4 protein-coding genes are annotated in these 3,335 nt (G+C 63.4%); all 4 read right to left on the reverse strand.

The annotated features are described in order from the left end of the window. A partial coding sequence (gene tpiA, locus VLE48_08090) for a triose-phosphate isomerase (protein HSA92955.1) occupies positions 1-555 on the reverse strand: 555 nt, incomplete at its 3' end. 145 nt (positions 556-700) lie between these two features. After that, the gene (locus tag VLE48_08095; protein ID HSA92956.1) at positions 701-1,906 is read right to left on the reverse strand and encodes a phosphoglycerate kinase; all 1,206 of its coding nucleotides are present in this window, start codon (positions 1,904-1,906) and stop codon (positions 701-703) included. A 53-nt stretch (positions 1,907-1,959) separates the two neighbouring features. Continuing rightward, complete coding sequence (locus VLE48_08100; protein HSA92957.1) at positions 1,960-2,364, reverse strand: four helix bundle protein; 405 nt, start codon at positions 2,362-2,364, stop codon at positions 1,960-1,962. 35 nt (positions 2,365-2,399) lie between these two features. After that, on the reverse strand, positions 2,400-3,335 hold a 936-nt coding region (gap, locus tag VLE48_08105), incomplete at its 5' end, for a type I glyceraldehyde-3-phosphate dehydrogenase (protein ID HSA92958.1).

Raw genomic sequence — 3,335 nt, forward strand, 5'->3', positions numbered from 1 at the left:
AGAGGCCAGTTGCGGCGTGGCCGTCTTGCCCGTCCCGATGGCCCACACCGGCTCATAGGCGACCACCAGCTTCGCGGCTTTTTTTGCGGAGATGCCACGGAAGGCGCGCGAGCACTGCCGCCTGAGGACGTCTTCGGTCAGCCCGGCCTCGCGCTCCTCGATGACCTCGCCGACGCAGACGATCGGGATTAGGCCGGCCTCAAGCGCGCGCTCCAGTTTCTTGTTCACGCTGTCGTCGGTCTCGCCGAAGTACTGCCGGCGCTCGGAGTGTCCCAGGATGACGTGGCTGCAGCCGACGGCGGCGAGCATCCCCGCGGACACTTCGCCGGTGTAAGCGCCTTCCTTCTCCCAGAACATGTCCTGCGCGCCTACGCCCAGCGCGCTGCCTCGCACGGCCTCGACCAGCGCTGGCAGGCAGACAAAGGGCGCGCACAGCGTGATCTCGTCGCGGTCGTGTCCGGCGACCAGCGGCAAGAAGTCATGCACGAAGGCCTGGGCCTCGGCAGGGGTCTTGTACATTTTCCAGTTCGCGGCGATGAGTTTGGTTCGTGACATAAGCACCCAGCGATTAGTAGTTAGCAGTTGGACCAGCGACGATTCGTGGCAGCCCTCGACAGAGAAGCCGATCCCTCGTCCGCCGCGGCGAACTCGGGATGACAATCTACAAGGTTCCTCGGCGATTCGGCGTCTCTGTGGCCAGTCACTTGTCCGTCAGCGCCTCCACGCCCGGCAGCTTTTTGCCTTCCAGGAACTCGAGCGAGGCGCCGCCGCCGGTGGAGATGTGGGTGATGCGGTTAGCGACGCCGGCGGCCTTGACGGCGGCCACCGAGTCTCCGCCGCCCACGATGGAGACCGCGCGTCGATTGGCAGCCACCGCCTGGGCTACGGCCATGGTGCCGGCGGCAAAGGGCGCGACCTCGAACACGCCCATGGGCCCGTTCCACACGATGGTCTTTGCCCTGGCAATCTGAGTGACGAACGCCGCCACTGTCCTGGGGCCGATGTCGAGTCCCATCCTGTCTTCGGGAATGCCGCGGTCGCCGACTACCGAGGTCGCGGCCGCGGCGTCAATCTTTTCCGCAATCACGTGATCCACGGGCAGCATCAGGCGAGTGGCGCGCTCGTTGGCTTCCGCGAACAGGTTGCGGGCGAGGACCAGCTTGTCTTCCTCGACCAGCGACTTGCCGACCTGTATCCCCGAGGCCTTCAGGAAGGTGTAGGCCATGCCGCCGCCGATGAGCAGCACGTCCACCTTGCCGATCAGATTGCGGATGACCTCGATCTTGTCCGACACCTTGGCGCCGCCCAGGATGGCGACGAAGGGGTGGTCGGGCCGCTCCAGCGCGCGGCCCAGGAACTGCAGCTCCTTTTCCATCAGCAGGCCGGCGGCCGATTTCTCCACGAACTTCGTCATGCCCACAGTGGAAGCGTGCGCGCGGTGCGCGGTGCCGAAGGCGTCGTTAACGTAGAAGTCGGCCAGGCGGGCCAGCGCCCGCGAAAAACCTTCGTCGTTGGCCTCCTCCTCGGAGTGGAAGCGCAGGTTCTCCAGCACCAGCACCTCGCCGGGCTTGAGCTTGGCGACCATGGCCTCGACTTCCGCGCCCACACAATCGGGCGCGAAGCCCACGTGGCCGGCGTACATCTGCTGCTCATCCAGCTCCGCCAGCCGCGCCGCCGCCGGCTTGAGGCTCATCTTCGAGTTGGGCTTGCCCTTGGGCCGTCCCAGGTGCGAGGCCAGCACCAGCCGCGCCCCGTGGCGCAGGGCATAGTCAATGGTGGGCAGGGTCTCGCGGATGCGGGTGTCGTCGGTGACCTTGCCGTCGTCGGAAAGAGGGACGTTGAAGTCGACGCGGACAAACACCCGCTTGTTCTCGAGAGGAAGGTCGCGGATGGAGAGCTTGTTCATTGAATCATCGAGATTGAATCATTGAATCAGTCAATCATTGAATCAGTGAAAGACTACCGATCCAAGCGCTGTTTCGCAGTCCGATGAGAGGCAGCGCAGACAGCTAACAGCTCGTTAGCTTCCTGAATCAGAGGCTGGAGCCGCTTCAGCGGGACGATTCTGGTATCGATCAGCATTTCCAGCCAGAACACAGTTTCGTCGGCTTCTTCCACCACGACCGCCATGCGTGAGACGAACTCGGCTCGAGATCGTGCCCGGCACGCCGCCCGATAGTTAGCCGCGACAGAAGTGCCAGACCGCAAGACCTGTCGGCCCAGCGTTCTCGCGGCATCGGTCTTGGGCAGCGCGAGCGACAGCTTCACGATTCGGATCGCGAAGTCCTTGGTTCGTTTCCGAAGCGCATCTGCAACAGCCAAGGCACCTATATAGGCGCCCATCGAGCGTACTTCGTTTGCCATTGATTCAATGATTTACTGATTCACTGATTCAATTCTCACAATCCCTTCCCCGCCAAGTAATGAATGAGGTCTCTCACCCGGCACGAATAGCCCCACTCGTTGTCGTACCAGGAGATGACCTTGACGCAGTTGCCGCCCACCACGCGGGTCATGGCGGCGTCCACGATGGAGGAGCGCTGGTCGCCGCGATAATCCATGGAGACCAGTTCGGCCTCCTCGTACCCCAGGTAGCCCTTGAGCGGCCCGGCCTCCGACGCCTTCTTGAGCGCGCCGTTCACTTCCTCGACCGTCGTCTTCTTCTCCACGAACGCCACCAGATCGACCACGCTCACATTGGGCGTAGGCACGCGCATGGCGAAGCCGTCGAGTTTCCCTTTGAGCTCGGGAATCACCAGGTGCAGCGCCTTGGCCGCGCCGGTCGAAGTGGGGATCATGGAAAGCGCTGCCGCCCGCGCCCGCCGCAGATCTTTATGCGGGAAGTCCAGAATCACCTGGTCGTTGGTGTAGGAGTGGATGGTGGTCATGGTGCCGCTCATGATGTTGAAGTTGTCGTGCACCACCTTGGCCAGCGGCGCCAGGCAATTGGTGGTGCAGGAGGCGTTGGAGATGATGTGGTGCTTGGCCGGGTCGTAGGCGGTTTCGTTCACGCCCAACACCACGGTGATGTCCTCGTTCTTGGCCGGCGCTGAGATGATGACCTTCTTCACCGGGCCGCGCAGGTGCTTCTTGGCGTCGTCGGCGTTGGTAAAGCGCCCCGTGGACTCGACCACGATCTGCGCCCCCACCTGCTCCCACGGTACCTTGGCCGGATCTTTCTCCGCGAACACGCGCGTGCTCTTGCCGTCCACCACCACGCTGTCCTGACCGGCCTTCACGTCGTTGGGCAGGTTGCCCAGGATGGAGTCGTACTTCAGCAGGTGGGCCAGCGTCTTGGGGTCGGTGAGGTCGTTGACGGCGACGAACTCCAGCTC

This window comes from Terriglobales bacterium (genome assembly GCA_035454605.1).
GTDB lineage: Bacteria > Acidobacteriota > Terriglobia > Terriglobales > Acidobacteriaceae > DATMAB01.

What these genes read in the sequence shown, in the direction of transcription:
- VLE48_08095 (HSA92956.1), bottom strand. Translation starts at nt 1,906, where the DNA reads ATGAACAAGCTCTCCATCCGCGACCTTCCTCTCGAGAACAAGCGGGTG.
- VLE48_08100 (HSA92957.1), bottom strand. Translation starts at nt 2,364, where the DNA reads ATGGCAAACGAAGTACGCTCGATGGGCGCCTATATAGGTGCCTTGGCT.